29 protein-coding genes, 1 tRNA gene and 1 other RNA gene are annotated in these 26,549 nt (G+C 33.3%); 19 read left to right on the top strand and 12 right to left on the bottom strand.

The window, feature by feature from the left end; translation table 11 throughout:
• The first annotated feature begins 211 nt into the window (after positions 1–211).
• The 3 genes from LS72_RS05580 to flgG are packed head-to-tail and all read left to right on the top strand — an operon-like array spanning position 212 to position 2,284.
• Entirely contained in the window at positions 212–598 is a 387-nt protein-coding gene (locus LS72_RS05580) for a NifB/NifX family molybdenum-iron cluster-binding protein (RefSeq protein ID WP_034552380.1), read from the top strand.
• 53 nt (positions 599–651) lie between these two features.
• Positions 652–1,485 carry a flagellar hook-basal body protein gene (locus tag LS72_RS05585; protein WP_034552382.1) on the top strand — a complete coding sequence of 278 codons (834 nt, stop codon included), beginning with the start codon at positions 652–654 and terminating at the stop codon, positions 1,483–1,485.
• Between the two features lie 13 nt (positions 1,486–1,498).
• Positions 1,499–2,284, top strand: a complete 786-nt coding sequence (flgG, locus tag LS72_RS05590; protein ID WP_034552385.1) for a flagellar basal-body rod protein FlgG — start codon at positions 1,499–1,501, stop codon at positions 2,282–2,284.
• Positions 2,285–2,303: 19 nt separating this feature from the next.
• Here the strand turns inward: flgG and LS72_RS05595 are convergent, their stop codons facing one another.
• Positions 2,304–2,705: a Fur family transcriptional regulator gene (locus LS72_RS05595; protein ID WP_034552387.1), complete on the bottom strand. Its 402-nt coding sequence runs from the start codon at positions 2,703–2,705 to the stop codon at positions 2,304–2,306.
• 281 nt (positions 2,706–2,986) lie between these two features.
• Here LS72_RS05595 and ffh point away from each other — a divergent pair, with 281 nt between their 5' ends.
• The 6 genes from ffh (at position 2,987) to rplS (ending at position 6,485) form a co-directional block, all read left to right on the top strand.
• The gene (gene ffh, locus LS72_RS05600) at positions 2,987–4,327 is read left to right on the top strand and encodes a signal recognition particle protein (protein ID WP_034552389.1); all 1,341 of its coding nucleotides are present in this window, start codon (positions 2,987–2,989) and stop codon (positions 4,325–4,327) included.
• An 87-nt stretch (positions 4,328–4,414) separates the two neighbouring features.
• Positions 4,415–4,642, top strand: coding sequence for a 30S ribosomal protein S16 (rpsP, locus tag LS72_RS05605; protein ID WP_034552391.1), 228 nt, complete (start codon positions 4,415–4,417; stop codon positions 4,640–4,642).
• Positions 4,643–4,644: 2 nt separating this feature from the next.
• Positions 4,645–4,887, top strand: coding sequence for a KH domain-containing protein (locus LS72_RS05610; RefSeq protein ID WP_034552393.1), 243 nt, complete (start codon positions 4,645–4,647; stop codon positions 4,885–4,887).
• Positions 4,884–5,429, top strand: a complete 546-nt coding sequence (gene rimM, locus LS72_RS05615) for a ribosome maturation factor RimM (protein ID WP_034552396.1) — start codon at positions 4,884–4,886, stop codon at positions 5,427–5,429. The genes LS72_RS05610 and rimM overlap by 4 nt, the downstream gene beginning before the upstream one ends.
• On the top strand, positions 5,429–6,133 hold the full coding sequence (gene trmD / locus LS72_RS05620; RefSeq protein ID WP_034552398.1) for a tRNA (guanosine(37)-N1)-methyltransferase TrmD: 705 nt from the start codon (positions 5,429–5,431) through the stop codon (positions 6,131–6,133). Before rimM ends, trmD begins: the two co-directional genes overlap by 1 nt.
• Positions 6,123–6,485, top strand: a complete 363-nt coding sequence (rplS, locus tag LS72_RS05625; protein ID WP_034552400.1) for a 50S ribosomal protein L19 — start codon at positions 6,123–6,125, stop codon at positions 6,483–6,485. The genes trmD and rplS overlap by 11 nt, the downstream gene beginning before the upstream one ends.
• Position 6,486: 1 nt before the next feature.
• Here the strand turns inward: rplS and LS72_RS05630 are convergent, their stop codons facing one another.
• Genes LS72_RS05630 through LS72_RS05640 form a run of 3 tightly spaced genes read right to left on the bottom strand, consistent with a single transcriptional unit; the run spans position 6,487 to position 8,322 of the window.
• A complete protein-coding gene (locus LS72_RS05630; RefSeq protein WP_034552403.1) occupies positions 6,487–7,305 on the bottom strand; it encodes a UDP-N-acetylmuramate dehydrogenase in 819 nt (272 codons plus the stop codon).
• Positions 7,305–7,571, bottom strand: coding sequence for a flagellar biosynthesis protein FliQ (fliQ, locus tag LS72_RS05635; protein ID WP_034552406.1), 267 nt, complete (start codon positions 7,569–7,571; stop codon positions 7,305–7,307). The genes LS72_RS05630 and fliQ overlap by 1 nt, the downstream gene beginning before the upstream one ends.
• Positions 7,572–7,608: 37 nt before the next feature.
• Positions 7,609–8,322 (bottom strand): triose-phosphate isomerase, encoded by a 714-nt coding sequence (locus LS72_RS05640; RefSeq protein WP_034552410.1) that lies wholly within the window; start codon positions 8,320–8,322, stop codon positions 7,609–7,611.
• A 97-nt stretch (positions 8,323–8,419) separates the two neighbouring features.
• Between LS72_RS05640 and LS72_RS05645 the strand changes: the two genes are divergently transcribed.
• Entirely contained in the window at positions 8,420–9,493 is a 1,074-nt protein-coding gene (locus LS72_RS05645; RefSeq protein ID WP_034552413.1) for an FUSC family protein, read from the top strand.
• A 241-nt stretch (positions 9,494–9,734) separates the two neighbouring features.
• Here the strand turns inward: LS72_RS05645 and dcd are convergent, their stop codons facing one another.
• Positions 9,735–10,295 carry a dCTP deaminase gene (gene dcd / locus LS72_RS05650; protein WP_034552415.1) on the bottom strand — a complete coding sequence of 187 codons (561 nt, stop codon included), beginning with the start codon at positions 10,293–10,295 and terminating at the stop codon, positions 9,735–9,737.
• A 102-nt stretch (positions 10,296–10,397) separates the two neighbouring features.
• Between dcd and accB the strand changes: the two genes are divergently transcribed.
• The 4 genes from accB to dapF all read left to right on the top strand — a co-directional run bounded on the left by accB (position 10,398) and on the right by dapF (position 13,878).
• Positions 10,398–10,859, top strand: a complete 462-nt coding sequence (gene accB / locus LS72_RS05655) for an acetyl-CoA carboxylase biotin carboxyl carrier protein (RefSeq protein ID WP_034552417.1) — start codon at positions 10,398–10,400, stop codon at positions 10,857–10,859.
• Positions 10,859–12,226, top strand: a complete 1,368-nt coding sequence (locus LS72_RS05660) for an acetyl-CoA carboxylase biotin carboxylase subunit (protein WP_034552419.1) — start codon at positions 10,859–10,861, stop codon at positions 12,224–12,226. The genes accB and LS72_RS05660 overlap by 1 nt, the downstream gene beginning before the upstream one ends.
• Before the next feature lie 48 nt (positions 12,227–12,274).
• Positions 12,275–13,027, top strand: a complete 753-nt coding sequence (locus LS72_RS05665; protein WP_034552422.1) for a flagellin — start codon at positions 12,275–12,277, stop codon at positions 13,025–13,027.
• 110 nt (positions 13,028–13,137) lie between these two features.
• Positions 13,138–13,878: a diaminopimelate epimerase gene (gene dapF, locus LS72_RS05670; RefSeq protein WP_034552424.1), complete on the top strand. Its 741-nt coding sequence runs from the start codon at positions 13,138–13,140 to the stop codon at positions 13,876–13,878.
• Here the strand turns inward: dapF and LS72_RS05675 are convergent.
• Both LS72_RS05675 and LS72_RS05680 read right to left on the bottom strand, forming a co-directional pair.
• Complete coding sequence (locus LS72_RS05675; protein WP_034552427.1) at positions 13,862–14,071, bottom strand: hypothetical protein; 210 nt, start codon at positions 14,069–14,071, stop codon at positions 13,862–13,864. The two genes, dapF and LS72_RS05675, sit on opposite strands and share 17 nt — an antisense overlap.
• Positions 14,071–15,303: a malic enzyme-like NAD(P)-binding protein gene (locus tag LS72_RS05680; protein ID WP_034552429.1), complete on the bottom strand. Its 1,233-nt coding sequence runs from the start codon at positions 15,301–15,303 to the stop codon at positions 14,071–14,073. The genes LS72_RS05675 and LS72_RS05680 overlap by 1 nt, the downstream gene beginning before the upstream one ends.
• Positions 15,304–15,504: 201 nt before the next feature.
• On the opposite strand from LS72_RS05680, the gene ileS reads away from it, so the two are divergent.
• From ileS to LS72_RS05705, 5 genes are all read left to right on the top strand, one after another.
• Positions 15,505–18,276 carry an isoleucine--tRNA ligase gene (ileS, locus tag LS72_RS05685; RefSeq protein WP_034552431.1) on the top strand — a complete coding sequence of 924 codons (2,772 nt, stop codon included), beginning with the start codon at positions 15,505–15,507 and terminating at the stop codon, positions 18,274–18,276.
• Between the two features lie 250 nt (positions 18,277–18,526).
• Positions 18,527–19,699: a NifS family cysteine desulfurase gene (locus LS72_RS05690; protein ID WP_034552433.1), complete on the top strand. Its 1,173-nt coding sequence runs from the start codon at positions 18,527–18,529 to the stop codon at positions 19,697–19,699.
• Positions 19,700–19,709: 10 nt separating this feature from the next.
• Positions 19,710–20,690: an iron-sulfur cluster assembly scaffold protein gene (locus LS72_RS05695; protein WP_138155161.1), complete on the top strand. Its 981-nt coding sequence runs from the start codon at positions 19,710–19,712 to the stop codon at positions 20,688–20,690.
• A gap of 57 nt (positions 20,691–20,747) precedes the next feature.
• An RNA gene (ffs, locus tag LS72_RS05700) (signal recognition particle sRNA small type) lies at positions 20,748–20,845 on the top strand.
• A 568-nt stretch (positions 20,846–21,413) separates the two neighbouring features.
• A complete protein-coding gene (locus LS72_RS05705; RefSeq protein ID WP_034554786.1) occupies positions 21,414–21,986 on the top strand; it encodes a YceI family protein in 573 nt (190 codons plus the stop codon).
• Between the two features lie 89 nt (positions 21,987–22,075).
• On the opposite strand, the gene LS72_RS05710 is transcribed toward LS72_RS05705, so the two are convergent.
• The 5 genes from LS72_RS05710 to LS72_RS05730 form a co-directional block, all read right to left on the bottom strand.
• Positions 22,076–23,752, bottom strand: a complete 1,677-nt coding sequence (locus tag LS72_RS05710) for an FTR1 family iron permease (protein WP_034554787.1) — start codon at positions 23,750–23,752, stop codon at positions 22,076–22,078.
• Between the two features lie 26 nt (positions 23,753–23,778).
• Positions 23,779–24,945: an iron uptake transporter deferrochelatase/peroxidase subunit gene (gene efeB, locus LS72_RS05715; RefSeq protein WP_034554788.1), complete on the bottom strand. Its 1,167-nt coding sequence runs from the start codon at positions 24,943–24,945 to the stop codon at positions 23,779–23,781.
• A 9-nt stretch (positions 24,946–24,954) separates the two neighbouring features.
• A complete protein-coding gene (gene efeO / locus LS72_RS05720) occupies positions 24,955–25,776 on the bottom strand; it encodes an iron uptake system protein EfeO (RefSeq protein WP_034554789.1) in 822 nt (273 codons plus the stop codon).
• A 257-nt stretch (positions 25,777–26,033) separates the two neighbouring features.
• A complete protein-coding gene (locus LS72_RS05725; protein ID WP_138155163.1) occupies positions 26,034–26,252 on the bottom strand; it encodes a hypothetical protein in 219 nt (72 codons plus the stop codon).
• A 191-nt stretch (positions 26,253–26,443) separates the two neighbouring features.
• Positions 26,444–26,516, bottom strand: a tRNA-Ile gene (locus LS72_RS05730).
• Positions 26,517–26,549: the final 33 nt, after the last annotated feature.

Genomic DNA, 26,549 nt, shown 5'->3' on the forward strand with positions numbered 1-26,549 from the left:
ATTTACTAAAATATGTAGATTCTACCAATACTATTTACTCTAGCTCTTGATAATTTATTATTTAAAATAAATGGGGATTTTAACCTATTTCAAAGCAAAATTTTTAGGGAAAATGCAAGAATTTAATTTTCTTTAAGTTTTGCAAGAAAGTTTCTGGAAAAATTCTGTAAAATTTATTGTAGAATTTTAGCGTTTATAATTAGGAGAGGAAATGAAAATTGCTATACCCGTTTATGATGAAAAATTAGATATTTTTGGGAATACTGGGCATACTCCATTTTTTGCTATTTTTGAGCAAAAAGGCTCTGGAATGTTTAAAAAGATTGATTTTGTAGAATTAAGGCAAAATCCTCGTGGGAATGTAGAAGCTAGTGGGGGTTGTTCACATAAAGATGAAGATATGAGTAAAGAGGAGCAAATAGCCCATAAAAATGAACATAATGTTTTAGGGGAGATTATCCACGATTGTAAGATTGTGCTTGTGAAAAAAGCTTGTAAAAATACCGCAAAGATTTTTGAAGAATGTGGGATTAAGATTTGCAAAATAAGACAAGATTGTCAAAATGCTAAGGATTCTTTGAAGTATATTACTTTTTAAGATGGAACAACTATTGCTTTAGACTCAATGAATTTTATGAAAAGGTTTTTAGTATGCAAGGTGGATATTATAGCTCTGTTGGTGGTATAGCAACGCAAATTAATCGTCTTGATGTGATTGCTAATAATATTGCTAATGCCAATACAACAGGTTTTAAACGAGATGATGTTGTAATTGGTGATTTTTTACGACTTTATGAGCAACATAAAGATTTTCTTCCAATTAAAGAGCAAACTAAAGATGCCGCAAAATTTTATAATCGTTCTTTGAATCGTGTCCCACAGATTGTTGAGGAATTTACTGATAGGGCTTTAGGTGGAATGATGATGACAGAGAATACCCTTGACTTTGCACTAGGGAGAGAAAATGCCTATTTTATGGTTGAAACTCCTAGTGGGATTCGTTTTACACGTGATGGCTCTTTTACACTCAATGAAGAGGGTAGATTAGTAACTAAAGAAGGTTTTCCTGTCTTGCCGCGTGAATATATCGATGCTCCCCAATATATTGATTTTATCAATGGTTTTCAAATGGAGGTAGATACAAATGGGAATATCTTTACACGTTCTTTAAATAATGAAGAGATAAATGAAACACTTTTATTTTCTAACTTAGCTGTAGCTTCTTTTGAAAATCCAAAGTATTTAAAAAAAGTGGGTGATAATCTTTACCAATATCCAGAAGAACGTTATAATGAAATGGAGTTCTTAGGGCAAAGTGGAGCTGTTAGGCAAGGATTTTTAGAAAAAAGTAATATCAATGTCATCTATGAAATGACGGGATTAATTGAAACCAATCGTTTGGTAGAGGCTTATTCTAAGGTGCTAAAAACACACATGGATGAGCTAAACACTGAAGCTATTACAAAATTAGCCACAAAAGCATAAAAAGGATTTTACAATGATGAGAGCACTTTATACCGCAACTACTGGGATGTTAGCACAACAATTACAAATTGATGTAACTTCTAATAATATTTCCAATGTTAATACTTATGGGTTTAGAAAAGAGAGAGCAGAATTTGTAGATTTATTCCATCAAGTCTTGCAATATGCTGGTTCTAGCACTTCAGAAACCACCCTTTCTCCTACTGGTATGGAAGTGGGTTTAGGTGTTCGCCCAAGTGCAGTGCAAAAGATATTCTCTCAAGGAAATTTTAAAAATACAGAACAAAGGCTTGATATTGCTATTACAGGGGAAGGATTTTTTCAAATAGAATTACCTGATGGGACGATTGCTTATACAAGAGATGGATCTTTTAAGCGGGACAATGAAGGGAGAATGGTTAATTCACAAGGTTATTTATTGGTACCTAATATAACTATTCCTGGTGAAGCTACACAAATAAATATCGGAGCAGATGGAACTGTAAGTGTTGTAGAAAATAATCAAACTAATGAATTAGGGCAAATTGAAATAGCTAATTTTATTAATCCCGCAGGACTTCACGCTTTAGGGGATAATCTTTTTTTAAACACTAATGCTTCAGGAGATCCTGTAACAGGAACTCCAGGATTAAATGGGCTTGGTCAATTACGACAAGGTTTTGTTGAGCAAAGCAATGTGAAATTAGTTGAGGAAATGACGGATTTGATTGTAGGACAAAGAGCCTATGAGGCAAATTCAAAATCAATTCAAACTGCAGATTCTATGCTACAGACTGTCAATGGACTAAAGAGAAATTAATAGTTTGACTTAGAGCAAACTATTGACACTCCGGGCAAACTCCAAACAATGCTACAGAAACATCTTTAATTTTATAAAGTGTTCGTTTTTCGCAAATTTTTTGTAAAGCTTTGATAGAAGAATCAAAATGTATATCTTGGATATTCCCACACTTTTCACAAACAAGATGAATGTGCGGTTGTTTAATGAATTCATATTTTTGTTTTTGATTGGGTAATTTTACTTCAACAATGATACGAGCCTCTTGCATAGAAGTTAGATTCTTATAAATCGTTGCTAGGGACATTGAAGGATGAGTTTCTTTAATATTTTCATAAATTTCTTCGATACTAATATGCCCATTTTTTTCAATTTCTTTTAAAATAGCCATTCGTTGAGGGGTAATTTTTAAATTGTTTTGTTTTAAAATTTTTTCAAACATAGCTTAAACCTTAAATTTAGATACAGAAACTGCTTGTTTTAAAGCTTTAAAGCAATTCCTACAAGAGAATATAAAATTATAATAATTAAACTATTTTTATACGCCGCTATTCTATAGATAATTACTTTTTTTGTCAATAAAAATTTTCCAAAATTGTGTTAGGAGAAATTAATTACTTTGAGATAGCAATAATTTTGAAAAATTTTATTCCTTTTAAAGTTCATTTATTATAGAATGTGGGCTAGAGTAAAATACGCATTAAAGTTTTGAGGTTTATAAAATTGTTTGGTGTTATTACAGAGAGCTTTCAAAGTGCTATTAATAAAATTCGTTTTCAAGACGATGAGAAAGCTTTAAAAAAAGCTTTAGAAGAACTTAAAAAATCACTTCTAAAGTCTGATGTGCATTATAAAGTCCTAAAGCATCTTTTAGAAGAAATAGAGCAAAAAACTAAGTTAGCAGGTATTGGTAAAGATAATTTTTTAAAGGCATTAAGAGAATCTTTAGTAAATATTTTAACGACTTCTAGTAATTATGGATTCATCTTTGCGCCAAAACCTCCTACTATTATTTTGATGGCTGGTTTGCAGGGAAGTGGAAAAACAACAACAACGGCGAAATTAGCTCATTATTTGAAGACAAGACAAAAAAAGGTTTTACTCGCAGCTTGTGATTTACAAAGATTAGCAGCTGTGGAACAATTACGGCAATTAAGTTTTCAAGTAGAAGTTGATTTTTATTATGAGGAGCATAAGACGGCTATTGAGATTGCTAAAAGAGCTAAAGAAAAGGCTATTGAAGGGCTTTATGATGTTTTATTGGTGGATAGTGCAGGACGTTTGGCTATTGATGAGGTTTTAATGAATGAGTTGTATGCTATTAAAGAAGCTATTAATCCTAATGAGATTTTTTATGTAGTTGATAGCTTAAGCGGTCAAGATGGTGTCAAAAGTGCTGCATTATTTCACCAAAAAATGGATTTAACTGGCGTTATTTTAAGTAAATTTGATGGCGATAGCAAAGGTGGTATTGCTTTATCTATTGCTCATCAATTAGGTATCCCACTCCGATTTATTGGAGTAGGGGAAAAGATTGTAGATTTAGAAGTCTTTATCCCTGATAGAATCGTGGGTCGTTTAATGGGTGCTGGGGATATTCAATCCCTTGCAGAGAGAACAGCAGCAGTTATTAGCGAAAAAGAAGTTAAAGATATTTCTAAAAAGATTAAAAAGGGGAAATTTACTTTTAATGATTTCTTGACACAACTTGATAATGTTAAAAAAATTGGCTCTATGCAGTCTATTATCTCGATGTTACCGGGTCTTGGTAATGTAGCAAGTGCTTTAAAAGATGTTGATTTAGATAATTCTAAGGAAATTAAACAGATGCGAGCAATGGTGGCTTCTATGACCCCTAAAGAACGAAATAATCCAGATTTACTTAATGGGAGTCGTAAAAAACGTATCGCACTTGGGGCAGGTGTAGATGTAAGTGATGTGAATCGCTTCTTAAAGCAATTTGAGAATGCTGCTAAAATGGCAAAGAGATTTTCTAACAAGGGGGGTATGGCGGATTTAATGGGACTAATGAAAGACGCTAAAATGGGACAACTAAGGCGTTAGGCTTAATAAATCTGTTGAAAGTAGAAATAATTTCTACTTTCAACAGATTTATCATCTGTGATATTTTAGTTTTTTAAGGAGTAACCTTTGGCAACAGTTATCCGCTTAACAAAAATGGGACGCAAAAAAAAGCCTTTTTATAGGATTGTAGTAACAGATAGTAGAAAAAAACGTGATGGTGGTTGGATAGAATCTATTGGCTATTATAATCCTTTAGTAGAACCATCTATTATAAAATTTGATAAAGAACGTTTGGAATATTGGGTTAAAGTTGGTGCTAAGATGAGTGAGAGGGTAAAAACTATTACAAAATAATAATGGTAGAACATTTTATCAAAGATTATGTGCAAAAAATTGCTACACAACCAGAAAAAATTGAAGTAGCTAAGAAAGAGTTAGAACCTAATTTTTATGAGATAGAGATTATTTCTTCAATGCAAGATGCTGGAAAACTCATTGGTAAAGATGGTAAGATGATAGGTGCTATTAAAACCTTTATTTTAGGTTTAAAAGCAAAAGAGGGTAATTCTTATAGGATTGTTGTAAAATCGCAAGAATGAAAAAAAGTATTATACAAAAAGATTGGGTAAGTGTTGGGAAGGTTGGTAAATCTGTGGGTGTTAAAGGCAAGGTTCTTTTACATCTCTTAAGTGATTTTCCAGAGACATTACAAAAGGATATTTCTTATTTTACAAAAAATGGAGAATTAACCATAGAAGCCTATGATCCAATCAATTCCATCGCAAAATTTGTCGGGATTGATTCTAGGGAAAGTGCTAAAACAATTACCAACTTAATCCTCTATACCACACAAGAAGCTACAAAGCAATATTGTTTATTAAGGGAAGAAGAATATTTTTGGTTTGATATTATAGGCAGCTTTATTGTAGAAAATGGTGAGGTTTTGGGTAGAGTTCAAGAGGTCGAACGTTTTTGTAAAGAAGATTTTTTATGGATACAAACAAGCAATGAACTCCAAAAACAAAGTTATCCTAAATATTTTTTAATCCCTTATACCAAAAGATATATTCTAAAAGTAGAAGCGAGTAATCCAAAAAATATTCATACGCAATTTTGTAAAGATATTTTAGAAAATAGTTAATGGAATTTATCTTTGTAACTTTATTTCCACATTTAATTCAATCTTATTTTAGTGATTCTATTCTTCATAGAGCTTTGAAGTGTCAAAAAATTGGTGTGGAATTTTGCAATCCTAGAGATTTTAGTCAAAATCGTTATCTTAAAGTTGATGATTATCAAGTAGGTGGTGGGGCTGGATTACTTTTAGAGCCTATTCATTTAAGCCTTGCTTTAGATTCTATTTTAAAAAAACATCCCCAAACCCATATAATTTTTTTAACCCCTTGCGGTAAAACTTTTAACCATAAAGATTCAAAACGATTAGCCAAAAAGTCTCATATTACTTTTGTTTGTGGGCGTTATGAAGGTTTTGATGAAAGGTTAATTGAAGTTTATGCTAATGAAGTTTTAAGCATAGGAGATTTTATTTTAACAGGCGGTGAGTTAGCTGCATTATGTCTTTGTGATAGCATCTCTAGGCAAATACAGGGAGTTTTAGGAAATAGCGAATCTTTGATTGGGGAGAGTTATGAAGTTTCTTTGTTGGAATCACCAAATTTTACAAAACCTCATATTTTTAAAGGTTTATCTATCCCTTCAGAGTATTCAAAGGGAAATCATATTAAAATCAACGATTTAAAATTAAAGACAGCAGAGGCAAAAACTAAATTTCATAGGATTGACCTCTATTGGCAATATCAACAAAGGTTAAAAAATGAGAAATAGATATATTCAACACTTTGAAGATACACAAATTAAGGGCAAAGAGATTCCTCAATTTAAAGCAGGCGATACTCTAAAAATTGGTATTAGAATTTCTGAAGGAGATAAAACAAGGATCCAAAATTTTGAAGGTGTTTGTATTTCTTTGCGTGGAGTGGGAACAGGAAAAACTTTTACTATTAGAAAGATTGGTGCAAACGGTATAGGTGTTGAGAGGATTTTTCCTATTTATTCTGATAGCATTGAGAGCATTAAGGTGCTTAAAATAGGTCGTGTTAGAAGGGCAAAACTCTATTATTTACGCACTAGAAGTGGTAAATCTGCAAGAATTAAAGAAGTGAGAAAACAATCTTAAATTATTGAAGAATTTTCACTTCTTCTTGTAATAAGATATTGTGCTTTTTATAAACTTCTTCTTTTGCGAGGTTAATAAGATTTATGGCTTCTTCAAAGCTAGAGTCTCCTACATTAATGAGAAAATTAGCGTGTTTTGGGCTAAAATATAAACTTTTGCTTTTCCCAAATTTCTTACCTTTTAAACCAATACTTTCAATAAGGAACCCCGCATAATTATTTGGGGGATTTTTAAAACAACTCCCAAAACTAGGTTCTTTTGGTTGATTGCTACGCATAGTTTTTAATGTTTTTACTAAATTTAAATCAAATCCTTTTTCCTTTTTAAAAATCCCTGCAAAGATTAATGTGTTAATTTCACTATTGCGATAACTTAAATGCAAATCTTCAACAGCAGTAAATTCTAAGCTATGGGAATGCTTAATTGAAAGGATTCCTAAGAGAATAGATTTTATCTCATATTCTTTTAAACCCGCATTCATTTTGATAATTCCTCCTATACTTCCTGGTAATTCCCCTAAAATTTCAAAACCTCTTAAGTTGTGCTTTTTAGCATAAGAAAAAAGCTTTCCACTAGGAGTTAATGCCCCTACTTCTAAGCTATCTCCACAATCTTTAATATAATCAAAATTTTTGTTAAGCAAAATGAGATTTTTTGCTAATGGGGAAATGAGGAGATTATTAGCTTTACCTATAATTTGTGGAATGGAGTGTTGCAAAAGCTGAAAATAGTCTTGAGGAGTTTCTATGATATTAATAGTGTGTAGAGTGCCTATTTTGGCACTAGAATAAATGCTAAAATCAATGGATCTTTGAAACATTAAAAGATAAAGGTTGGAATCATATTAAAGATTTTGGTTGTAAAATCTATGAGCATATTTAGCATCCAGGGCATTGTAAAAATTATTACAATAATAACTGCTAAAATTTTAGGGACAAAAGTCAGAGTCATTTCATTAATTTGGGTAGTAGCTTGGAATATGCTAATCATTAAACCCACTACTAAACCAACTAACAACATAGGAAGGGAAAGAATAAGCGTTATTTTATAAGTTTCAACAGCAAGACCTATAAGTTGTGCGTCCATTAATATTTCCTTGTTGTTTGTATGAATCTTGGATAGATTATTTCTCTAAGGAATTTTCTAAAATTTGCTTAAAGCTTTCAATTTCCCAACTTGCACTTCCTATAAGCACACCATCAACACTTGGAATCTTGAATATTTCTCGTATATTTTGGGATTTTACACTTCCTCCATACAAAAGAGGGATTCTACCTAAAATTTGCTTCAAATATGTGTGGATTTGTGTGATTTCCTCTAAAGTTGCACTAATGCCTGTCCCAATAGCCCAAATTGGTTCATAGGCAATTAAGAGTTTGGGATAATCTAAATCAATCCCTTGAAGTTGGGATTGTAAAAATGTTAAAGTTTTCTCTAATCCTTCTTTTTTTGTTGAAAGGGATTCCCCAATACAATAAAATATTTCAAAATCTCTTTGACTGAAGTATTCAAATTTTTTTGCACAAAATACTTGTGTTTCTCCTAGATATTCTCGTCTTTCGCTATGCCCTATAAGGAGGGATTGTATCCCAAATTCCTCTAACTGCTCTTCCCCAATCTCTCCTGTAAAAGAGCCATTTTTTGTAAAATACGCATTTTGAGCCCCGATTTTAAAGTTTTTAAAATAATTGTCTAAAAGAGCGGTGTTTGGAGGAAAAAGTCTGATTTGATGAGGAATGTTTTTTTGATTTAAAAAATTCTCTAAGTGATTACAAAATGCTAAAGTCGTTTTTCTTGTATGGTTGGTTTTAAAATTACTTGCGATGATTTTTGACATTTTCTCTCCTTAATAAAGTATTTTAAGATTATAGCAAAGTTTGAAACACTCTATAGAAACCCTATAAAGTGTTATAATTACGTTTTAAAGGAGTAGTATGAAGTTTTTAGGACTACTTTATAATGGGGCAAAATTAATCTTTAGTTGGAACAAAAGTGATAGATTATGGCAAATGCCATTTTTTGCCGGACTTGGAATAGCGATAATTTTATTTGTTGCAGCTTTTTTAGGTCGTTCTGATTTAGGATTAATAGCAATTATTGGGGCAAATATTTTTTTATATGTTCCAGATACTCCTCTTTATCATAAAATGATTCTTTGTATGGCTTGTGCTTTTGGTATTATTACTTCTTTTACTTTGGGACTTATCGGCAATACTTTTCCCTCTCTTATCCCTATTATTACATTTTTAGTTACAATGATAAGTGCGCAAGTCGTGCGATATTTTAGCATAGGGGCTCCGGGATTCTTCTTTTTTACTTTTGCGATGATTTTGGGGACTTATATTCCTTTGAAGGTAGAAGATTATCCAACGGCTATTGGTCTTGTAGCATTAGGAACGATGGTTGCAAATGTTATGGTCTTATTGTATGCTCTAAGTGTTATCTATATCTTTAAATCCCATATTACAAAGCCTATCCCAAAGATTGGGGAATTTGGTTTTGGTGTTATTATTATTGACCCAATCATTATTGCCTTTTTTGTAAGTTTTTCTATGGTTTTACAAGGATTTTTAGAGCTAGATAGAGGATATTGGGTGGGCGTTAGTTGTGCAGCGGTTTTAACTGCGGTAACCTTTAAACAGATTTGGATTAAACAATTCCAGCGAATTTTAGGGACAATTGTTGGTGTAAGTTTAGCTTATATTTTTCTGCACTTTACCTTTACACCTTTTGAGTTTGCACTTTTGATGATGGTTTTAATGTTTTGTGCAGAATTTTGTGTGGTTAGAAATTATGCCTTAGCAATGGTTTTTTTAACCCCTTATTCTACTTATTTAGCTGAAATTAGTAGTTTTATGCAATATGACCCAGATGTTATTATCCAAGCAAGAGTGCTTGATATTAGCATTGGGAGCATTATAGGGCTTATAGGTGGAGCTATGATATATTGGAATACATTGCGTAGAACCTTAGAAAAAATTGCTTATAAAATCTTTCTTAAATTCTAGGATTGATAATCCTATTAAAAAATATAAAAATTGTATTGCAGGTTTTCTAAATGGGGATTTAGAGGCAAAATTATAGGGATAAAAGACCCTTAGTTGTTTTGAAAATTAGCTTGGTTGCTTGTTAATGATTTAGCAAATCAAATAGAGAAAAACACAACATTATATTAAAGAAATAGAAAAACTTAAATCATAATCGTGAGGTTTTAAAAAGAGGAGAAAGAGATTTATGAAGTTTCATAATTTAAGGGAGAATCTTTGGGAGTGTGATACCTCTTTGGGATTGATATTTGCCTTTTTTATCTTTATAGCTTACTTCACAACTCTTATCTCCTTCTAAAAATAATACTTGTGCAATTCCCTCATTAGCATAAATTTTTGCAGGAAGTGGAGTGGTGTTGCTAATTTCAATAGTAATATGTCCTTCAAATTCTGGTTCAAAGGGTGTAACATTTACGATAATGCCACATCGTGCATAAGTGCTTTTGCCTAAGCAAATCGCTAAAACATTGCGTGGAATCTTGAAGTATTCAATGGTTCTTGCAAGTGCAAAAGAATTTGGGGGAACGATACAAATATCACCCATAAAATCTACCACATTAGCAGAATCAAAGTTTTTAGGATCTACCACCATTGCATTAATGTTTGTGAAAATTTTAAATTCATTGCTTACGCGAATATCATAACCATAACTTGATAATCCATAGCTTACTACCCCTTGACCTATTTGATCCTCACAAAAAGGTTCAATCATTTTGTGTTTTAGAGCCATTTCTCTTATCCATAAATCCTCTTTAAGTCCCATATTCTTCCTTGCTATTTTTTATTGATTTTATGCTATTATAGCAGATAAATTAACACTCCAAAAAAAGTGTTTGTGAAATTTATTGATAGATAAGGTTTTTATATGGATTTTAAGGAAATAAAAGAGCTTATTAAGATCTTTGATGAAAGTGGTTTAAGCACACTTAGTATTACCAAGCAAAATGCTAAAATTAAACTTGAAAAAAAGGCATTAGGACAAGCTATTTTAGAATCTCCTACTCTTGCCTCTCATACTACCTTGCAAGAAACATCGCAAAACATTCCTTTAGAAGTTCCTATAGCAGCTTCATCTCCAACCACAAGTGGAGAGAGTATTAATTCCCCTATGGTAGGCACTTTTTATCGTTGTCCATCTCCTGATACTCCAGCTTATGTTAATGTTGGTGATAAGGTTAAAAGAGGGCAAACTTTGGCGATTATTGAAGCGATGAAGATTATGAATGAGATTGAAGCAGAATTTGATTGCGTAATTAAAGAAATTATCCCTAATGACGCACAACCCGTGGAGTATAATTCCCCTCTATTTATTGTGGAGAAACTCTAATGCCTAAACAAAAAGAAATCCATACTATTTTAATTGCTAATCGTGGAGAAATTGCATTAAGAGCCATTCGCACAATTAAGGAGATGGGTAAAAAAGCTATTGCGGTTTATTCTACTGCAGATAAAGATGCTTATTATTTGGATTTAGCCGATGCTAAAGTCTGTATTGGAGGAGATAAGTCTAGTGAAAGTTATCTTAATATCCCAGCAATAATTTCTGCTGCGGAACTTTTTAATGCGGATGCTATTTTTCCCGGATATGGGTTTTTAAGTGAAAATCAAAATTTTGTAGAGATTTGTAAATATCACGATATTGAATTTATTGGTCCAAATGCTGATGTGATGGCTTTAATGAGCGATAAAAGCAAGGCAAAAGAAGTTATGAAAAATGCAGGAGTTCCTGTAATTCCCGGAAGTGATGGTCCTATTAGGAGTAAAGAAGAAGCTTTAAGCCTTGCAAAAGAGATTGGTTATCCTGTTATTTTAAAGGCTGCCGCTGGGGGCGGGGGAAGAGGAATGCGTATTGTAGAGAGTGAAGCCAGTATGTTTAATGCTTATCTTGCAGCAGAGAGTGAAGCTATTAGTGCTTTTGGTGATGGCACTATTTATATGGAGAAATTTATTGATAAACCCAAACATATTGAAGTGCAAATATTAGCAGATAAATACGGAAATGTTTTACATGTAGGCGAGAGAGATTGTTCGCTACAAAGGAGGCATCAAAAACTTATTGAAGAATCTCCTGCTCCAACCTTGCAAGCAGATATAAGAGAGAAACTTTTAGAAACCGCTATTAGAGCAACTAAGGCTATTGAATATGTAGGTGCTGGAACTTATGAGTTTTTATTAGATTCTAATCAGAATTTTTATTTTATGGAAATGAATACAAGATTGCAAGTTGAACACCCCGTAAGTGAATTAGTAAGTGGTTTGGATATTATTGAGTTAATGATAAGAATTGCGGAGGGTGAAACATTGCCTAAACAAGAAGAAATTGCATTTAAAGGTTGTGCGATTGAATGTAGAATAACTGCAGAGGATCCTGTTAAATTTTACCCTTCCGCGGGTAAAATTACGAAATGGATTGCTCCTGGAGGTAATAATATACGACTTGATACACATGCATATGCCGGATATATTGTGCCTATGTTTTATGATTCAATGATAGGCAAACTCATTGTATGGGGCAGAAATCGTAATGAAGCTATTCTTAGAATGCAACGTGCTTTGGGAGAGTTTTGTATTGAAGGCATAAAAACTACCATACAATTTCATCAAGATATGATGAAAAATGACGATTTTAAAAGAGGCATTATCCATACAAAATACTTAGAAGAGAAATTAGGAAATGGAACAAAAAATGCTTAAAACCTATAAAAAGCAAGGAAGTAAATCTTAGGATTTAAGGAGAATACAATGAAAATCGGTAATACACAAAATAATGAAGCTTTATCTAGTCTCAATAAAGCAAAGGAAGAAGAAAAATCAGCATTAAAAAAAATTGCCTCAGATCGTCCTATTGATGCTACAAATGGTGCTTCTTTAGCTATTGCTAATGAACTTTTAGCACAAGCTAATTCAATGTCTCAAAGCATAAGGAATGCTAATGATGCCTTAGGAGTAATGCAAATTGCCGATGGAGCCTTATCAACCATTACCGATTCCGCTATTAAGATTAATGAGCTATCTGTAGCTTTAGGGAATCCTGCTTTAAATAGTTCCCAAAGGGCTATGATTGAAAATCAAGCAGCCACACTTACGCAATCTATGAATAATTCTGTAAGTCAAGCCACTTTTAATGGTAAAAATGTTTTTAGCGGACAAATGAGTTTTGTAACAGGCAATGGAACACAAAGTATTAACTTGCAAGCCCCTAATACCGATTCTTTAAGTGTAAATAACCAACAAAGTATTTTGGATTTTATCAATAATGTTAATTCAAAACGAGCTGATATTGGTGCTGCTATGAATGGAGTGCAATCTGGAATTAATACCAGTATGAATACCATTGTCAATTTAAAAGCAGCAGAGAGTAACTTGCAATCTAATGATTTAGCAGAGAATTATAATACATTAAATACTGCCAAACTTAAAGAAAATGCGGCTTTATATGCTAATGCCTTTAATACACAAAATTTACAAAATCGTCTTGATGTGTTATTAGGGTAAATTACTATCTTTATTTAAAAGATTTAAAAACTAGAAATATTCTATTAGATTTAATGGGAACTTCTAGGCTTTAATATTGATAGCAACACTTTATTAGGGAGGCAATATCTGTGTTTTTTAGTAAATATTCTGCAAGCGGAAATGATTTTCTTCTTACACACACTTTTAAATACCAAGCAAATTCTTATCGTGATATTGCCAAAATAATTTGCCATCGCCAAAAGGGCATTGGTGCGGATGGACTAATCGTGCTTAAGCCCCATAATATTTATGATATAGAATGGGAATTTTATAATGCCGATGGTAGTCAGCCTAATATGTGTGGAAATGGCACAAGGGCAACTGCAATGTATGCTAGAGATTTTGGTTTAGCCGCACAAAAACAAAAGATTCTAACAAAAGCGGGTGTAATTAATGTGGAATTACAAGAAAATATGGTGGAGAGTGAATTAACCCAAGCTGTAATTTTGCAAAAAGATATTATAGAGTTTAATATAAAATGGTGGCTTATTGATACAGGAGTGCCTCATTTAGTTTGTGAAAATGCCAATCTTAGCAAAGAAGACTTGAAAAGTTTGCGTCATAAATATAATGCGAATGTGAATATTGCTAAGTTGGAGGAAGGAAGGGTGATTGCAAGGACTTTTGAAAGGGGTGTAGAGGATGAAACTTTAGCTTGTGGAACAGGGATGGCAGCTATGTTTTATTATCTTTTTAAGCAAGGAAAAGTCTCTAACTCTACCCTTTTTAATCCAGCTAGTGGAGAAAATTTATACCTCAAAGAAGAAAAAGGGAAAATATTTTTAAAAGGAAGAGTAAAGAAGATTTGCGATTTTATTTATCAAATTTAATCACAAATCTTCCATTTTCTAGGATGATAGAGAATTGCTCTTTAGTATTTAAATCAATTAAAAAACACTCATCACTATTTTCTAACTCATAACGTTCTTTTGGATAGAGAGAAAGCCTACGTTTAACTTCTTCTAAATCTTCACAAAGGGCACTAAAGCCAAACATTATAAGCTTATAAGAAAAATCTTCCATTAGATGCTCTTAATCCTTGCAACACCGCTATCAATAGCAGCTTGAGCTACGGCATTAGAAATAAAACTCTTAAGTCTTGTATCAAAAGGTGAAGGAATGATATATTCTTTGCCAAATTCAAATTTTCTTTGATGGATTTTTTCTAATTCTGCTTTTAGTTGCGTAGGAATCTCTTCTCTTGCAAGTTCTGCTAGAGCGTTAGCTGCAGCTAATTTCATCGCTTCATTGATACATTTTGCTCTAGCTATTAATGCACCTTTAAAGATATAAGGGAAACCTAAAACATTGTTAATTTGGTTGGGATAATCACTTCTTCCAGTAGCAATGATTGCATCAGGTTTAGTTTGTTTAGCAAGTAGGGGGTCAATTTCTGGAATGGGGTTTGCCATAACAAAAATCATAGGATTCTTATTCATATTTTCAATATCTTTAGGCTTTAGGGTATCTCCTCTTGCTAACCCCAAGAGGACATCAGCACCATCTAGAGCTTCTTGGTAACTATTAATCTCTTTATTAATTATAAATTCCTTTTTAAAACTATTGAGTGAATCTTTTCTATGGGTCGTAATGGCACCCTTACTATCAAACATAATAATCTCTTTTACCCCAAGTTTTTTAGCGATTTTCGCACAAGCAATAGCAGCCCCACCAGCACCTAAGACTACCACTTTTAAATCCTTAATATCTTTATTAGCAATTTTTGCTCCATTAATAATACCCGCAGCAGAGATAATAGCGGTTCCGTGCTGATCATCGTGCATAATAGGAATATCTAAAATTTCTTTTAGTCGTTTTTCAATATAAAAACATTCTGGAGCTTTAATATCTTCTAAATTAATGCCACCAAAAGTAGGTGCTATGGAGCGGACAATATCTACAAATTTATCAGGATTTGTTTCATCTATTTCAATATCAAAAGCATTAATACCTGCAAATTTCTTAAATAAAACAGCCTTTCCCTCCATAACAGGTTTTCCCGCTAAAGCTCCTATATTACCTAACCCTAAAACGGCAGTTCCATTGGAGATAACCGCTACAAGATTGCTTTTTGTGGTGTAATCATAGGCAAGATTAGGGTCTTTTTGAATCTCTTTACAAGGGACAGCGACACCGGGAGAATAGGCTAAAGATAAATCGTGTTCATTTTCTAAACACTTACTTGATGTAACTTGGATTTTTCCCCCTTGGTGGTAGGGGAGAGAATCAGGGTAGGTTTGTTTTAAATCTTCCATAATAAAGGAATCCTTATTTAAAAGTTTTTAAGATTTGGGAATTTAAGCGAAAATTTAATAAAAAAACTTTTAAATTTAGACAGAAATAATTTAATATTTTGCTTGCCTTAATGAAAAACCTTAAATTTCGCATAAATAATGCTTTTTTAAAAGTCTATAAGATACAATTAACAATCTAATCTGCTTGTTTTAAGGATTGTTATGGATTATAAAGATACTTTAGAGTTACCCGCTACAAGTTTCCCTATGCGTGGAAATTTGCCTCAAAATGAACCCAAAACTTATCGGCGATGGAAAGAAAATAAAGTTTATGCAAGAATGCTAAAGAATCGTCAAAACGCTAAGGAAACTTTTAATCTTCACGATGGCCCCCCTTATGCTAATGGGCATTTACATATTGGGCACGCACTTAATAAAATCTTAAAAGATATTATTAATAAATACCATTATTTTCAAGGGAAGCAGATTTTTTATACCCCCGGTTGGGACTGCCACGGACTTCCTATAGAGCAACAAGTAGAGAAAAAATTAGGAAAAGAAAAAAAAGATTTACTTCCTAAGGTGAAAATTAGAGAGCTTTGTAGAAAACACGCAGAGGAATTTGTAGGGATTCAAAGTGCAGAATTTTTAGAACTTGGGGTGGTTGGAGATTTTGATAATCCTTATAAAACGATGAATTTTGCATTTGAAGCAAATATTTATAAAGCACTTTGTGAAATTGCAAAAAAAGGCTTATTAAAAGAAAGGAGTAAGCCTGTATATTGGAGTTGGGCTTGTCAAACAGCTTTAGCAGAGGCGGAAGTAGAATATGAGGAAAAGGAAAGCGATTCGATTTATGTAGCCTTTGCTTTACAAAAAGATGCACTAGAAGTTTTAGGGGTTGAAAAAGCCTATTGTGTGATTTGGACGACAACACCTTGGACTTTGCCTGCCAATAGTGGAATTGCCCTTAATCCTAATGAGGAATATGCCCTAACTAGTGATAATAAAATTATTCTCGCCTCTGCAGTGCAGAAGCTTTTTGAAGAAGGAGTGGTTGAAAATAAAATTGTCAAAACCTTTAAAGCACACATTTTAGAAAATAAACACGCTATTAATCCGCTTAATGGGAGAGATTCAACGATTATATTAGGGGAACATGTCGCAGCTAGTGAGGGGAGTGGTTGTGTGCATACCGCACCAGGACACGGGGAGGATGATTATTTTGTTGGATTAAAATATAATCTTCCTGTATTAATGCCTGTAGATGATAGGGGTTGTTATGATGAGACTCTAATAAGAGAAAAATTATTTTTTAATCCTAAGGAATTTGTAGGGCAATTTGTTTTTGATACGCATAAAAGAATCTTTGAGCTTTTAAGTGATAATCTTTTAAAACACCAAAAAATTAAGCATTCTTATCCCCATTGTTGGCGTTCTCATAAACCCATCATTTTTCGTGCTACCAAGCAGTGGTTTATAGTATTGGATGAACCCTTTAGCAAGGAGGGTAAAACCTTGCGAGAGATTGCTTTAGAGGCAATTAATCAAACAATCTTTTATCCAGAGCATGGCAAAAATAGGCTTTATACGATGATTGAAAATCGTCCTGATTGGTGCATATCACGACAAAGGGATTGGGGGGTGCCGATTGCGTTTTTTAGGGATAAACGAAGTGGGGAAGTGTTATTAGATAATGAAGTTTTGGATTTTATCGCGAGTATTTTTGAAAAAGAAGGTTGTGATTCTTGGTGGAGCAAGAGTGTAGAGGAACTCTTAGCCCCAAAATATAGGGATAATGCTAAGTATTATGAGAAGATTCATCATATCTTAGATGTTTGGTTTGATAGTGGAAGCACTTGGAGGGCAGTATTGCAAAATAGCCGATATGAGAGTGGAACTTACCCTGCTAGTATGTATTTAGAGGGAAGCGACCAACATAGGGGTTGGTTTCATAGCTCTTTACTTGTAAGTTGTGCAATTAATGAAAAAGCCCCTTATAAAAGCATTTTAACGCATGGATTTACGATGGATGAGAGGGGCGAGAAAATGAGTAAATCTAAGGGAAATGTGATTGCTCCCAAAGATGCTCTAAAGGAATTTGGAAGTGAAATTTTACGATTATGGGTAGCTATGAGCGATTACCAAAATGATCAAAGGATTTCTAAGAATATTTTAAACCAAGTTGGAGAGAATTACCGCAAAATACGCAATACCATTCGATTTTTATTAGCAAATACTAATGGGTTAGAATCCTTAGAGATGGAGCATTTTAATGCGATTGATTTGTGGATTTTACAGAGGGCTAAAGAAACTTTTGAGGTTGTCAATGGATATTTTAAGGCTTATGAATTTTCTAAAGGTTTGCAAGAATTAAATTTTTTCTTAAGCAATGAATTAAGCGGAATCTATTTGGATTTATGTAAAGATAACCTCTATTGTAACGCACCAATTTCTAAAGGAAGAAGGGCTTCACAAAGTGTTATGGCACTTATTGGTGGTAGGCTCTTTGGGCTTTTAGCACCTATTTTAACCTATACGATTAATGAAGCTTTAAGCCATACGCAAAGCCTAGCACTTTTAGAATCTTGTGGCATAAGTACTAATAGTGATGTTTTTGAAATATTCTATACACCTTTACCTACTTTAAAGAGTCCTAAGCAAGATTTTGCGTATTTACTTGCCTTAAGAAGTGCATTTTTAGAGCAAATTGATAGTTTAAAAAAGGATTCTAAAATAAAATCCACTCTTGAGATTAATTTAGTATTACCTAAAACTTTAGATTTTCCAGAGCTAAATATTTGGCTTATGGTAAGTTCTGTAACACAAAAAGTTGAAAGCGAAGTGCTAGGAAGTTTTATGCTAGAGGAGGAGGAATATATCTTAGCAAGAGCAAAAGGGTATAAATGCCCTAGATGTTGGCAGTATATTGCAAAGAGTGAGGGGGATACTTGTTTGCGTTGCAGTGAAGTTTTAAAACATAAGAGTCTTTAATGTTTAAAGATTTTTTTGACTTCACAAAGCCTGTTGGATTAGATGAAACTTGGGTGAGTATTTTTGTTGTTTTGCTGTGTATGTGGGGCTTATATAAGATTTTTAAAAAAAAGTAAAATATTTTTTTATAAATTTTTAAAGATTTTAGTCGTTTTCAAAATATTCTAAGCTTTTTTAAGTTAAAAGCTAAAAGCAATTATTGCATAAATAAAAATTTATAATTATACATAGAGATTTGAAAGGATAATAAATGGCAAAGCCTAATAAACGGGTTTATTTGGATAATAATGCTACAACGATGCTAGACCCAAAGGCAAAAGAGTTGATGGATTTATATTTCTGTGAGAAATATGGAAACCCTAATTCCTTGCATCTTTTTGGGACAGAGATTCATAGTATTATTCGCGAATCTTTTAATCACCTTTATGAAGGGATTAATGCTAGAGATGAAGATGATATTATTATTACTTCCTGTGCAACAGAAAGTAATAATTGGGTATTAAAAGGTGTGTATTTTGATATTTTGCGTTTTGGTGAGAAAAACCACATTATCACTACAGAAGTAGAGCACCCAGCTATATTATCAACTTGTAAGTTTTTAGAAGATTTAGGCGTTGAGGTTACTTATTTGCCTATTGGTGAAAATGGAGTATTACAAGTTGAAGCACTCAAATCTGCTATTACAGAAAAAACTGCTTTAGTAAGTATAATGTGGGCAAATAATGAAACAGGCATTATTTTTCCTTTAGAAGAGATTGGTGCTATTTGCAAACAAAGAGGTGTTTTATTCCATACTGATGCGGTGCAAGCTATTGGGAAGATTCCGGTAGATGTGCAAAAGATTCAAGCAGATTTTTTAAGTTTTAGTGCACATAAGTTTCACGGACCTAAAGGAATAGGAGGACTTTATATTAGAAAAGGTGTAGAATTAACCCCTCTTTTTCACGGCGGTGAGCATATGAGTGGAAGACGAAGTGGGACTTTAAATGTTCCTTATATCGTTGCTATGGGCGAGGCTATGCGACAAGCAACTTTACATTTGGATTTTGAACGTAATAATGTGCGTCGCTTAAGAGATAAACTAGAAGATGAGCTTTTAAAAATTGAAGATGTCTTTGTAGTTGGAGATAGATCTTTAAGGGTGCCTAACACTATTTTAGTGAGTATTCGCGGGGTAGAGGGTGAGGCTATGCTTTGGGATTTGAATAAATATGGCATTGCTTGTTCTACAGGTAGTGCTTGTGCAAGTGAGGATTTGGAAGCAAATCCTGTGATGACTGCTATTGGGGCGGATAAAGAATTAGCACATACAGCGGTTAGAATCTCTTTAAGCCGTTTTAATACAGAAGAAGAGATCGATTATACTATTGATGCTTTTAAAAAGGCTATTAAACGTTTAAGAGCAATTTCAAGTAGTTATTAAAGGAGAGACAATGGCAAAAAATGAATTATTAGGTGGTGCATTGTGGGATGCGTATTCTAAAAAAGTTAGTGAAAGGATGGATAATCCTACCCATCTTGGAGTTATTACTCAAGAAGAGGCAGATAAAAGAGGTTTGAAGCTTATTATAGCTGATTATGGAGCAGAAGCTTGCGGAGATGCTGTAAGGCTTTATTGGTTGGTAGATTCTGAAGATACCATTGTAGATGCGAAATTTAAAAGTTTTGGCTGTGGGACCGCTATTGCAAGTAGCGATATGATGGTGGAACTATGTTTAGGGAAAAAAGTTCAAGAGGCTGTGAAAATTACTAATATTGATGTAGAAAAAGCCCTAAGGGATGATCCAGATACTCCAGCAGTTCCGGGACAAAAAATGCATTGCTCTGTTATGGCATATGATGTTATTAAAAAAGCAGCAGCTTTATATTTGGGTAAGAATCCAGAAGATTTTGAGGATGAAATTATAGTTTGTGAATGCGCTAGAGTGAGTTTGGGAACCCTCAAAGAAGTTATTAAACTTAATGATTTAAAAACCGTTGAGGAAATTACAGAATATACCAAAGCAGGAGCATTTTGTAAAAGTTGTGTAAAACCAGGAGGGCACGAGGAGAGAGAATATTACTTGGTAGATATTTTACGTGAAGTTCGTGCAGAAATGGAAGAGGAATCCCTAAAAAGTAAAGCAGATTTAGAGAGCAAAGGGGATTTAGCCTTTGCCGATATGACTTTGGTGCAGAAAATTAAATCTATTGAAGGTGTTATAGATGAGAGGATTCGTCCTATGCTTATGATGGATGGGGGTAATATGGAGATTATAGAGTTGAAAAACGCGAGTGATGGTTATACAGATGTATATATCCGCTATCTTGGTGCTTGCAGTGGTTGTGCAAGTGGCTCTACAGGGACGCTTTTTGCTATTGAATCAGTTTTACAAGAGAATTTAGATTCTAGCATTCGTGTATTTCCTGTATGAAGTAATTTGTGGCTTTATTAAAGTTTTATCTAAAAAACTTTATCATTTTATAGCCCTTTTTGAGACTTGTGCAATAGCCTCTTTGGATAATGCTTCAGGGTGGGAACACAGCAGAGCCTCTAAAGATACTATGTGCCGCAAGTATCTTAAGGAGGGTTTTTACTCTTCAGAATATAAAATTTTCCCATTTCGCGTGAAATTTAGCCTAAAACATTAAAAGCCATTAAGGTGTAATCTAATGCAGAAACAAAAATATTAGCAGATGGGAGAAAATATTTTTTACTACACTTAATTCAAAAATCTAAGGGGAATGAACAACAATGCAAGGGCAAGATTCATCACAAGAAGAATAAAACAAGGACTTATAAGCTTTGATAAAATAGTTGCTTTTGTGGGATCAGTTATTGATGAATATGTTGTATTAAATGAGTAGCCATTTTTAATTGAGTTTATATTTCATTTTTATTTAGTTTCTTAGTATTTATTTGATAAATATAATAAATTTTAAGGCATTTAAACTAGAAAAAAAGATTGAATAAATATCATTCTAAAGATTAGATTATATTTTACATAAGCAAATAACATTCTCTTCACTTAAACATATTAAGAAATCCTTATTAAATAATCCTAAAGAGCAGCAATTGATACTAAAGAGTTATTTATTTTACAATAATAATTATTTGGTATAATTATTCCACAAAATTACTATTATAAGGAAATAAAATGAAAAAAGTTTTATTTAGTTCATTAGTAGCTATCTCTGTACTAAGCACAAGTATCCTTGCTAAAGAATATAATTTAGATAATGTTCATACAGATGTTGGTTTTAAAATTAAACATTTACAAATCAGTAATGTGAAAGGGAAATTTAATGACTATTCAGCAATGATTGATTTTGATCCTACAAGTAGTGAGTTTAAAAAACTTGAGGCTATTATTAAAACTGCTTCTATCAATACAGACAATCAATCAAGAGATGAACATTTACGACAAGATGATTTTTTTAAAGCAAAAAAATATCCCGATATGACTTTTGTAATGAAAAAATATGAAAAAGTTGATAACCAAAAAGGTAAAATGACAGGAGTTCTAACCTTAGCAGGAGTTTCTAAAAATATAACTTTAGATACTGAAATTGGTGGTATGGCAAAAGGCAAAGATGGTAAAGAGAGGGTAGGATTTTCATTAAATGGGAAAATCAAACGTTCCGATTTTAAATTTGCTTCGGGCACTTCAGCACTTACTGTGGGTGAAGATATTTATTTAAATATAGAAGTGGAAGCTATCGAAAAATAATCCTTAGCCCAAGAGAAAATATCTCTTAGGTATATTATAAAATTGTATATCACATAAAATCGCTACAAAACAAAATCTCCCCCTTATCTTTAACCCTTTCGTCTTTGCCATATCATAACTAGCACAACTATGGCAATATATACAGCCTGCACAACAAGTCCTTGCAGGTTATTATAAAATCCTAAAAATGCGACATTAGGAAGAGGTAAAATATCAAGTGGAAGAATATTAGTAAGCTGCAAAGCGTGAATACTAACCCCTAAAATCTTAAATCCAAGCGCATAAATAAGCCAACTCATCGCTAAAAATATCAAATGGATAGGTAATTTTTGGACAAAAACTTTCATCAAATACGCAATAACAACCAATGCCAAACACGCAAACCCAAAGCCACTCAAAAAAGATCCCATAGTAATGCGAGGCATCATACCTGCATAAAAAAGTATCGTTTCTGCACCCTCACGAAATACTGCCAAAAATGCAAGTCCGCCTAATCCAAACAAACTTCCTTGAGCAAGTGCCTTTCCCATTTGGCTTGAGATATAAGTCTGCCAACTCGCAACACTAGATTTACTATGCAGCCAAGCACCCACAAATACCATCATTACAACCGCTACAATGCCTACTGCACCCTCTAATATCTCACGATTTGTCCCTGCTGCAGCAATAGGGAAAAGCTGCACCAAAGCAAGAGCCACTATCAAGCTTGAAAACACACCAAACACAGCTCCTCCTATTACCCACACTTTGCCTTTAGGCTGATTTGCTGCTTGTAAAGCAGTAAGTAATGCCATAATAATCAAAAGTGCCTCTACTCCCTCTCGCAATAAAATAATCGCCGAATCAAAGGCGGTAAATTCTGCATTAATATCAAGTGCCTCTAGGGATTGAAGGAGATTTTCAAAACGATCAAGATTTTCTTGCGTTGTGCCCCGTGCAACAATCTCTGGAAGCTCTGATTCAATACGATTATACAAGCCACCATCTCTTGTGCGAACTTCACCTTCAAATATAGGCCATTGTGCTATAAAGGTAAGAATAGAATCTTTTGCAAGATCTTGGTTTTGCGAAAACTCTCTAAAAGCCTTACGCAAAAGCTCCAAACCTTCAGAGAGTGTTTGTGGCGAACCCTCTAAGCTCTGTGCCTGCAAAACATTCCCAGAAATAAACTCTCTCAAAGCAATACCAATTTTTTGGAGCTGTAAATTCATCACCTCAAAATCCACTACTTCACTAACCATAGCCACTCGATAGAGTGTTAGAGCAGTTTCTATCTGTCCATAATGTCCAGGACTTGTATCGCCTACCACGCGTTCATTTCTCTGCCAAGTATCATAAAATCTCTTATAAAGTATCGGTAATTCTTCTGTATTTTTTTCTATAGTTGCCTTTTCAAACTGCAAGAAAACAGGCAAAACCCGTTTTTCAAACTGCTTCCTTTTTGCCGCGTAATCTATGGGATTTTGCTCTTTTTCAAAGGCAAATAATGCACTAGAAAGAGATTCTAAAATCTGTAAATTAGGATTTTTTATAGCAATTTCTAAAACCTTGCTAACTTCTACACCCGCTACTGAATTATGCGTTGGAATTGCGTAGAAATTATCCTTAAAATTCTCTAAAATCGGTATAGATTCCTCAACTTTAGCGTTTTTTGCATTTTCCATAGCATCAGAAATCATTATAAATAAATGACTGACGCTCACCTGCGTATTAGAAGCTTGCAGAGGCACCAACAAAAAAAATAGCAAATAAACAAATCTCATCATAGAAAAACCCCTAAATAATGGACTAATCAACCCAAAAGAGATTTCCCTATATAATCTCCATTTTTTTTACTAACTCCACCAAAACAAGCAAAAAGCCCACTCCCAATATTGGTAATATATTCATTCATTTTATCAATATTACCTAAGGCATTTTGAATCGCAATAAACTGCATAGGATCTTTTTGGAATGCAATAAATAATAATCCCGCATCAAATTGCCCCGTGCGAGGATCTATACCACTTGCAAAAGAAAATGAACGACGCAATATTTGCATTCCTGTTGTCTTAGCTAAAAACACATGGGAATCTTCAGGCATAGCTGTAATATCAACTTCTTCAAACTCCTCATTTTTACCATAGGCTGCACCAGAATCGCGTTTTCTCCCAAAAGTATCATTTTGTGCTTTTAAATGTGTTCTATCCCAAGTTTCAAGATGCATTTGCACACGACGAACTACCAAATAACTCCCATTATCAAGCCAACTTCCATCTTTTACCCAAACGACTTTATCAAGCTCATTAGCACTAGGATTTACCGTCCCATCTTTAAAAGCAAATAAATTGCGTGGGGTATCATTATTTTCATAGGAATTAAAGCCCATTTGAGACCATTTCATTGTAACTTTAAGCCTAGCTATACGCACAAGATTCCTCACCGCGTGAAAAGCTACTTGTGGATCATCTGCACAAGCTTGGATACAAATATCTCCCCCACTAAATTCCTCACGCAATTGATCCCTTGGAAAATGTGGTAAATCCTTTAGCAATTTAGGGCGAGAGGATTTTAAACCCAATTTATCAAAAAAACTAACAGATACCCCAAAAGTCAGTGTAAGATTATAGGGATTAAGAGAATCTGCCTCTCCCGTATCTAAAGCAGGAATAAGAGTATTTTTACTATAAGGGGCAACATTTTCACCTAATGTTAATTTACTTGCATAGGTAGTCCAAACTTTAAAAACCTCTTTAATATCAGAGCGTGAATTTGTATGTAAATCTAACACTAAGAAATAAATATGTTTTTGCGGTGGTGTAGCAATACCTTGTTGGTGTATGCCAAAAAATGAATAAGGATTTTTTATAGTAGGAGTTCTTGAAGAATAGGTTTTTGAATCTGCAATAGCAGGGGATAAAACCCCAGCTGTAGTTATCGCAATACCTTTTAAGAAACTTCGGCGATCTAAATTTTTCATTTACTTCCCTTATTCTAAGATTACGCCCATTTTTGAAAGAGGTTCTCCTAGTTTATTAACCGCCTCTGCAAGCTCTTTAATATCTGCTGATGAAAGCTTATCATAACCCACAAAATCATAGCCTTTTTTAGAACGATTATGTTTTGCAAGAAGCGTATTGACTGCTTTAAATTGTTTTTCAATTTCATTAGCTAATTTTTTATCTTTTTGTAATAAATGCGGACGAAGAAGCTCATAAATCTTTTCAGCACCATCTATATTTGCTTGAAAATCATAAAGGTCTGTTTTAGAAAAAATCTCTTCCTCACCTGTAATTTTACTTGTTGAAACTTCATTAAGTAAATCTACCGCCCCAGTTAGCATCAATTCTGTATCTACTTCAACTGTTGGAACTTTTGCTCTAAGCTCTTTAATATCGAGTAAAAGCTGATCTGCTATTGCCTCCGTTCCTTTTGTTGTATTTTTTTCCCACAAAATCTTTTCAATTTTGTGGAATCCGCTCCAATCTTTTTCATTTTTACCCTCCTCTTGAAGATCTGCTAAACGTGCGTCAATACGAGCATCCAACTCCCCAAAGCTCTCTGCTATAGGCTCACTGCGTTCATAATACATTCTAGCAATGGGATAAATTGCCTTTGCTTGTTTAACATCTCCTTTTTTTAGTGCCCCAACAAATCTTTCAGTATCTGATAAGAGCGAGTCAATTTGCCCAATCACATATTGCCTATATTTCTCTGCCTCTTTTGTCAAATCCATTGCAGCATTAGCAACTTGTAAGCACCCAATAATCACTGATACAACTAAACTCATAGTTATTTTATAAATCTGCATTTTATATCCTTATCGTTTATGTTAAAGAAATTTCACCAAAAAAACAATTATAAGAATTGTTTTTGATAAAAAAGTCTATAAAATTTTTTATTAAAAAAATATAAAAACATTATTATTACAAATATAAAATTAAGTTAATAGCAAAATTAGGATACTCTATAAAACTTAATAAAGAAACTTTCAAATGCCCATTTAATCAAAAACTTTATAAAAAATTTATTCTATTTTCTAATAAAAATGCAAAAATGCCATTTTTACTAATCTTTGCCCAGTAATAATTCTTTCAAGTCGTCTTGAATCTTTTCTCCTACACTTTGAGTATTCCTTGTTTCTAACTTTTTGATTTTCAATTCGTGTTGTAATTGCATACGCAATAGTCTTTCTTCTTTGCTAGAACAACCATTAAGCGAACCTACTGCCATAATCACTATTACATTTATCGAGCATAGTTTTATCAAAATTGAAAATTGTCTCAACTCTATCTCCCTCTCTAAAATAAATAATGCAATAATACCCCCCCCCCCACATTAAAAAATACTTAAAAACAACGTTAATTTTAAATATACTTAAAACTAGATTTCAATTATGCAAATAAAGAGAAATATGTTAGTGGAAAAGCGTTTAGAAATGGAATAGAAAATGAATACAATATAAGTAACAATGGAGTTACTCTATAGGAGGACTTGAACCTCCGACCTCACCCTTATCAGGGGTGCGCTCTAACCACCTGAGCTATAAGCCCCTACTTTTAAAGCCAAACAATCTCTGACAAC

Origin of the sequence: Helicobacter apodemus, from assembly GCF_000765745.2 — a bacterium.
In the GTDB taxonomy this organism is placed as follows: domain Bacteria; phylum Campylobacterota; class Campylobacteria; order Campylobacterales; family Helicobacteraceae; genus Helicobacter_D; species Helicobacter_D apodemus.

Bases quoted from the DNA above. Each gene is read 5' to 3' on its own strand.
- LS72_RS05580 (WP_034552380.1), top strand. From the start codon at position 212: ATGAAAATTGCTATACCCGTTTATGATGAAAAATTAGATATTTTTGGG.
- LS72_RS05585 (WP_034552382.1), top strand. From the start codon at position 652: ATGCAAGGTGGATATTATAGCTCTGTTGGTGGTATAGCAACGCAAATT.
- flgG (WP_034552385.1), top strand. From the start codon at position 1,499: ATGATGAGAGCACTTTATACCGCAACTACTGGGATGTTAGCACAACAA.
- LS72_RS05595 (WP_034552387.1), bottom strand. From the start codon at position 2,705: ATGTTTGAAAAAATTTTAAAACAAAACAATTTAAAAATTACCCCTCAA.
- LS72_RS05610 (WP_034552393.1), top strand. From the start codon at position 4,645: ATGGTAGAACATTTTATCAAAGATTATGTGCAAAAAATTGCTACACAA.
- rimM (WP_034552396.1), top strand. From the start codon at position 4,884: ATGAAAAAAAGTATTATACAAAAAGATTGGGTAAGTGTTGGGAAGGTT.
- trmD (WP_034552398.1), top strand. From the start codon at position 5,429: ATGGAATTTATCTTTGTAACTTTATTTCCACATTTAATTCAATCTTAT.
- rplS (WP_034552400.1), top strand. From the start codon at position 6,123: ATGAGAAATAGATATATTCAACACTTTGAAGATACACAAATTAAGGGC.
- LS72_RS05630 (WP_034552403.1), bottom strand. From the start codon at position 7,305: ATGTTTCAAAGATCCATTGATTTTAGCATTTATTCTAGTGCCAAAATA.
- fliQ (WP_034552406.1), bottom strand. From the start codon at position 7,571: ATGGACGCACAACTTATAGGTCTTGCTGTTGAAACTTATAAAATAACG.
- LS72_RS05640 (WP_034552410.1), bottom strand. From the start codon at position 8,322: ATGTCAAAAATCATCGCAAGTAATTTTAAAACCAACCATACAAGAAAA.
- LS72_RS05645 (WP_034552413.1), top strand. From the start codon at position 8,420: ATGAAGTTTTTAGGACTACTTTATAATGGGGCAAAATTAATCTTTAGT.
- dcd (WP_034552415.1), bottom strand. From the start codon at position 10,295: ATGGGACTTAAAGAGGATTTATGGATAAGAGAAATGGCTCTAAAACAC.
- accB (WP_034552417.1), top strand. From the start codon at position 10,398: ATGGATTTTAAGGAAATAAAAGAGCTTATTAAGATCTTTGATGAAAGT.
- LS72_RS05660 (WP_034552419.1), top strand. From the start codon at position 10,859: ATGCCTAAACAAAAAGAAATCCATACTATTTTAATTGCTAATCGTGGA.
- LS72_RS05665 (WP_034552422.1), top strand. From the start codon at position 12,275: ATGAAAATCGGTAATACACAAAATAATGAAGCTTTATCTAGTCTCAAT.
- LS72_RS05675 (WP_034552427.1), bottom strand. From the start codon at position 14,071: ATGGAAGATTTTTCTTATAAGCTTATAATGTTTGGCTTTAGTGCCCTT.
- LS72_RS05680 (WP_034552429.1), bottom strand. From the start codon at position 15,303: ATGGAAGATTTAAAACAAACCTACCCTGATTCTCTCCCCTACCACCAA.
- ileS (WP_034552431.1), top strand. From the start codon at position 15,505: ATGGATTATAAAGATACTTTAGAGTTACCCGCTACAAGTTTCCCTATG.
- LS72_RS05690 (WP_034552433.1), top strand. From the start codon at position 18,527: ATGGCAAAGCCTAATAAACGGGTTTATTTGGATAATAATGCTACAACG.
- LS72_RS05695 (WP_138155161.1), top strand. From the start codon at position 19,710: ATGGCAAAAAATGAATTATTAGGTGGTGCATTGTGGGATGCGTATTCT.
- LS72_RS05705 (WP_034554786.1), top strand. From the start codon at position 21,414: ATGAAAAAAGTTTTATTTAGTTCATTAGTAGCTATCTCTGTACTAAGC.
- LS72_RS05710 (WP_034554787.1), bottom strand. From the start codon at position 23,752: ATGATGAGATTTGTTTATTTGCTATTTTTTTTGTTGGTGCCTCTGCAA.
- efeB (WP_034554788.1), bottom strand. From the start codon at position 24,945: ATGAAAAATTTAGATCGCCGAAGTTTCTTAAAAGGTATTGCGATAACT.
- efeO (WP_034554789.1), bottom strand. From the start codon at position 25,776: ATGCAGATTTATAAAATAACTATGAGTTTAGTTGTATCAGTGATTATT.